Source organism: Streptomyces sp. URMC 126 (genome assembly GCF_051386555.1).
Classification (GTDB): Bacteria; Actinomycetota; Actinomycetes; order Streptomycetales; family Streptomycetaceae; genus Streptomyces.
The window spans coordinates 1-5,060 of sequence record NZ_JBPQTX010000425.1; the positions used below are offsets into that span (position 1 = coordinate 1).

At 73.0% G+C, this 5,060-nt stretch carries 5 protein-coding genes; 3 read left to right on the forward strand and 2 right to left on the reverse strand.

Annotated elements, in window-relative coordinates; genetic code table 11:
* Positions 1-110: 110 nt before the first annotated feature.
* Complete coding sequence (locus ACSNOK_RS30585; RefSeq protein ID WP_436784051.1) at positions 111-944, reverse strand: siderophore-interacting protein; 834 nt, start codon at positions 942-944, stop codon at positions 111-113.
* Entirely contained in the window at positions 941-1,966 is a 1,026-nt protein-coding gene (locus ACSNOK_RS30590) for an ABC transporter substrate-binding protein (RefSeq protein WP_436784052.1), read from the reverse strand. Before ACSNOK_RS30590 ends, ACSNOK_RS30585 begins: the two co-directional genes overlap by 4 nt.
* A 58-nt stretch (positions 1,967-2,024) precedes the next feature.
* On the opposite strand from ACSNOK_RS30590, the gene ACSNOK_RS30595 reads away from it, so the two are divergent.
* From ACSNOK_RS30595 to ACSNOK_RS30605, 3 genes are all read left to right on the forward strand, one after another.
* Positions 2,025-3,071, forward strand: coding sequence for a FecCD family ABC transporter permease (locus tag ACSNOK_RS30595; RefSeq protein WP_436784055.1), 1,047 nt, complete (start codon positions 2,025-2,027; stop codon positions 3,069-3,071).
* The gene (locus ACSNOK_RS30600; protein WP_436784053.1) at positions 3,068-4,141 is read left to right on the forward strand and encodes a FecCD family ABC transporter permease; all 1,074 of its coding nucleotides are present in this window, start codon (positions 3,068-3,070) and stop codon (positions 4,139-4,141) included. The genes ACSNOK_RS30595 and ACSNOK_RS30600 overlap by 4 nt, the downstream gene beginning before the upstream one ends.
* An 83-nt stretch (positions 4,142-4,224) precedes the next feature.
* Positions 4,225-5,060: ABC transporter ATP-binding protein (locus ACSNOK_RS30605; RefSeq protein WP_436784054.1), on the forward strand; the 836-nt coding region annotated here is incomplete at its 3' end.

The window sequence follows — 5,060 nt, forward strand, 5'->3', positions numbered from 1 at the left end:
CCCGGGGCTCCGCCCCGGACCCCGGGAAACGGCTTCGCCGTTTGTCCTCAAACGCCGGACGGGCTGAGTTGGCTTGGCCTTGTTCTCAAGCGACGGACGGGCTGGATACGTCAGGCCAGTTCGTCCAGGAGTTGTTCCTCCGTCTTGCCCCTGCGCCAGTAGCCCGTGAACGTGATCGCCTTGCGGTCTATGCCTCGGTCGTTGACCAGGTGGCGGCGGAGGGTGCGGACGGTGCCTGCCTCGCCGGCGATCCAGGCGTAGGGGGTGCCCTTGGGGAGGGTGGCCGTGCGGACGGCGTCGGTGATCGGGGTGTCCTTGTCGCGGATCAGCCAGGTGACGCGGGCGTCCGCTGCCGTCGGGAGGGGCTGGATGTCGTCCTGGTGGGGGACCTCGATCCAGACGTGGGCCGGCATGCCGGGCGGGAGCCAGGCGAGGATGCCGGCCACCGCCGGGAGGGCGGACTCGTCGGCGGTGATCAGGGTCCAGTCGGTGCCGGCCGGCGGCTGGTAGTCCGCGCCGCCGTTGTTCTCCACGACGGGGGCCAGGATCGCCGCGCGGTCGCCCGGGCGGGCCGTGCGGGACCAGAGGGAGGCGGGGCCGCTGTGCGCGGTGTCGCCGTGCTGGACGAAGTCGACGTCCAGCTCGGTCGTTCCGTCGGGAAGGCGGTGCAGGGTGCGGAACGTGTAGGTGCGCATGACGGCGCGTTCCGCCGGGTCCTGGGCGCGCCAGCGGGCGTACCAGCCCTCGTCCAGGGGCTCCGGGAGGAGGGGCGCGTCCTGGCCGGGTTGCGGGAGGAAGAGCTTGAAGCGCTGGTCGCGGCCGTCGGTGACGAGGTCGCCGAGGCCGTCGCCGCCGAGCGTGACGCGGATGAGGGCCGTGCCGATCCGCTCGGTGCGCAGGACGCGGACGTCGAAGAAGCGGTAGGGGAGCTTGGGTTCGGTCACAGCTTCTTGGCCTTCTCGATCGCCGCGGTGAGGGATTCCAGGAGCGGGGCGCAGCCCGCGTAGGAGAAGCGCGGCTCGCTGAGCCAGGGGCTGACCTGGCCGGCCTCGACGGCGGGGAGCTTGGCCCAGGTGGGCTTGGCGGCCAGGTCCTTGGGCTGGAGGGCGGAGGTGCGGCTGTCCAGGAGGATCAGGTCGGCCTCGTACTTGTTGGCGTTCTCCCAGCTGAGGCTCTCGAAGTAGCCGCCCTTGTCGAGCTTCTGGGGGACGACGAAGTCCACGCCGAGCTCGCGGAAGTACATCAGGTCGGCGTTGACGGCCGGGTTGGAGACGTAGAAGAGGTCGGCGCTGCCGGAGGCGGCCATGACCTTGATCCGGTGGGACTTGGCGGTCCGGCGCAGGGTCTCGGCGGCCTTCTCGAAGCGGGCCTTGGCGTCGGTGACCTTCTTCGCCTTGAGGTCGGCGCCGAGGGAGGCGGCGAGTTCGGCGTAGCGCTCGATGGGCTTGAGCATGGAGACGCGGGCGGAGGTGAGGCCGACGCTGGGGGCGAGGCCGAGGATCTTGTCCTTGCTGTCGTCGGGCACGTACCAGAGGGCGCCGGGCTCGAACATGTTGGTGACCAGCAGGTCGGGGTTGAGGCTCGCGTACTTCTCGACGCTGAACTCGCCCCAGGTGTTGCCCAGGATCTTCACCTTGGCGACGTCGAGGTCGCCGGCCTGCGGGTCGGGCTTGCCGTTCTTCAGCGTGGTCGGGCCGAAGACGCCGACGCACTCGACGCCGAAGTCGTGGAGGGCGGCGGCCGTTCCGGTGAAGGCGACGATGCGCTTGGGGGTGCTGCCCGCCTTCACGGTGGTGCCGCGATCGTCCTTGAAGGTCCAGGGGCCGCCGCTCTTGCCGGAATCGTCCTTCGACGAGGAGTCCGAGGAGCCGCCACCGCACGCGGTGAGCAGGGCGCCCAGTCCGAGGGCGCCACCGGCCGAGAGGAGGCCACGTCGGGACAGTACGGTGGTGCGGGTCGTGCTCATGGGGTGGTGCTTCTCTCGGTAGGGGCGATGTTGAGGGTAGGCTAACCTAACCCACGTGTTGGCCGTCGACTCCCCCCACGTACCACCGGGCACCTCCCCCGAGGCACCGCCCCGCCGCAACGCCGCGCGCGCTCTGGGGCTGCCGGCCGCCGCCGGCCTCCTGCTGGCCGTCGTCGTGGCGTCGATCGCCGTCGGCGCCAAGCAGGTTCCCCCGGACCAGGTCTGGCACGGACTGTTCCACTACACCGGGAGCGAGACGGACGTCGTCGTACGGGACCTGCGCGTCCCGCGCACCCTCCTCGGCATCCTGGCCGGGGCCGCGCTCGGGCTCGCCGGGACCGTCATGCAGGCGCTGACCCGCAACCCGCTCGCGGACCCGGGGCTGTTCGGCATCAGCGCGGGGGCCGCCGCGGCCGTCGTGTCCGGCATCAGCTTCCTCGGCGTCACCTCGCTCACCGGCTATGTGTGGTTCGCGTTCCTCGGCGCGGCCGTCGTCTCCGTCGTCGTCCACGTGCTCGGCGGGAGCCGGAGCGCCACCCCCGTCCGGCTCGCCCTCGCGGGCACCGCCGTCACCGCCGTCCTCAACGGCTATGTGTACGCGGTGGAACTGACGGACTCGGCCGCGCTGGACCGGATGCGGTTCTGGACGGTCGGCTCGCTGGCGTCCGCCAACGCGACGCTCGTCGGGCAGGTCGCGCCGTTCATCGCCGCGGGCGTCGTCCTCGCCCTCCTGCTGGCCCGGCCGCTCAACGCCATGTCCCTCGGCGACGACCAGGCGCGGGCGCTCGGCACCCGGCCGGCCGTCACCCGGGTGCTCGGCCTGGCCGCCGTCACCCTGCTGTGCGGCGCGGCGACGGCCGCCTGCGGGCCCATCGTCTTCGTGGGGCTGATGGTGCCCCACATGGTGCGCTCCTTCACCGGGCCCGACCTGCGCTGGGTGCTGCCCTACGCGGCGCTCCTCGCGCCCGTCCTGCTGCTCGGAACGGACATCCTGGGCCGCGTCGTCGCCCGGCCCTCCGAGCTCCAGGTCGGCATCGTCACCGCGCTCGTCGGAGGCCCCCTGTTCATCCGCCTCATCCGGCGCCGTCGAACGGCCGGGCTGTGAGCGCCCGGCGCCGGGACGTTCCCGGCCGACCGGCGAAGACCGTACGCGTCCTGCGCACCCCCGGTGGGCTGTCCGTACGGGTCGCGCCCCGCGCGGTGCTCGCCGTACTGCTCCTGGCGGCGGCCGCGCTGGCCGCGTCCGTCGCCCTCATCGGCACCGGCGACTACCCGCTGACGCCCGCCGAGGTCGTCCGCACGCTGACCGGCGGCGGCACGCCCGCGCAGGAGTTCATCGTCGACGACCTGCGGCTGCCCCGCGTCCTCGTCGCCCTGCTCGTCGGCGCGGCCCTCGCGCTGGCCGGCGCGGTCTTCCAGTCCGTCTCCCGCAATCCGCTGGGCAGTCCGGACGTGCTCGGCATCGCGCAGGGCTCCACCGTGGGGGCGCTGTCGGTCATCGTCCTCTTCCAGGGCACCCCCGACGCCGTCGCCGGCGGCGCGCTGGCCGGCGGGCTGCTCTCCGGCGCGGCCATCTACCTGCTCGCCTGGCAGAAGGGCGTGCACGGGCAGCGGTTCGTGCTCGTCGGCATCGCCATGACCGCCATCTTCACGTCGGTGGTCGGATACCTGCTGACGCAGGCGGACCTCAACGACGCGACACGGGCCACCACCTGGATGGTCGGCTCCCTCAACGGGCGCGACTGGGACCAGGTCTGGCCGCTGCTCGCCGTCTGCGCCGTGCTGGTGCCCGTCATCCTGGGCCAGGGCCGCGACCTGCGCATGCTGGAGATGGGCGACGACACGGCGTACGCGCTCGGGGTGCGGGTCGAGCGGACGCGGCTGGTCTCGCTGACCGCGGCCGTGCTGCTGACCGCCGCCGCCACGGCCGCCGCCGGGCCCATCGCCTTCGTCGCCCTCTCCGCCCCGCAGGTCGCCCGCCGCCTCACCGGCTCCCCCGGCCCCTGCCTCACCGCCGCCGCCTGCACCGGCGCGGCCCTGCTCGTCACCGCCGACTGGGCCTCGCAGCACGTCTTCGGCGCCGACCGGTTGCCCGTCGGCGTCGTCACCGGCATGCTCGGCGGCTGCTACCTGCTGTGGCTGCTCCACGCGGAACGCCGGGCAGGACGGGGATGACGGCGGGCCCGCGGCCGGACCGGACACGCGACAGGCGACACGCGACGGCGCACACGAACACGTACGGACAAGGAGACCACCCCATGAGCCGACTGCAGGCCGAATCCGTCACCCTCGCCTACGACCGGCGGGTCATCGCGGAAGACCTCTCCGTCGCGATCCCCGACCACTCCTTCACCGTCATCGTCGGACCCAACGCCTGCGGCAAGTCCACGCTGCTGCGCGCGCTCTCCCGGATGCTCAAGCCGACGACCGGGTCCGTGCTCCTGGACGGCCAGGCCATCGGCTCGTACCCGGCCAAGAAGGTGGCGCGGACGCTCGGGCTGCTGCCGCAGTCGTCCGTGGCGCCCGACGGCATCACCGTCGCCGACCTCGTCGCCCGCGGCCGGTACCCGCACCAGGGTCTGCTGCGCCAGTGGTCGGCGGAGGACGAGCGGATCGTCCAGGAGTCGATGGAGGCCACCCGGGTCGCCGAGCTCGCCGACCGGCACGTCGACGAGCTCTCCGGCGGCCAGCGGCAGCGCGTGTGGATCGCCATGGCCCTCGCCCAGCGGACGCCCCTGCTGCTGCTGGACGAGCCGACCACGTACCTCGACATCCAGCACCAGATCGAGGTCCTCGACCTCTGCGCCGAGCTGCACGAGGAGCAGGGCCGCACGCTCGTCGCCGTCTTGCACGACCTCAACCACGCCGCCCGTTACGCCACCCACCTGATCGCCATGCGGGACGGGAAGGTCGTCGCCGAGGGCGCGCCGAACGACATCGTCACGGCGGAGCTGGTGGAGCGGGTCTTCGGGCTGAGCTGCGAGATCATCGACGATCCGCAGACCGGGACGCCCCTCGTCGTACCGGCCGCCCGGCAGGCGCGCCGGGGGCGCAAGGCGGCGGGGGAGGCGGGGGCGGCGGCCGTCGTCCGGTC

Bases quoted from the DNA above. Each gene is read 5' to 3' on its own strand.
- ACSNOK_RS30590 (WP_436784052.1), bottom strand. From the start codon at position 1,966: ATGAGCACGACCCGCACCACCGTACTGTCCCGACGTGGCCTCCTCTCG.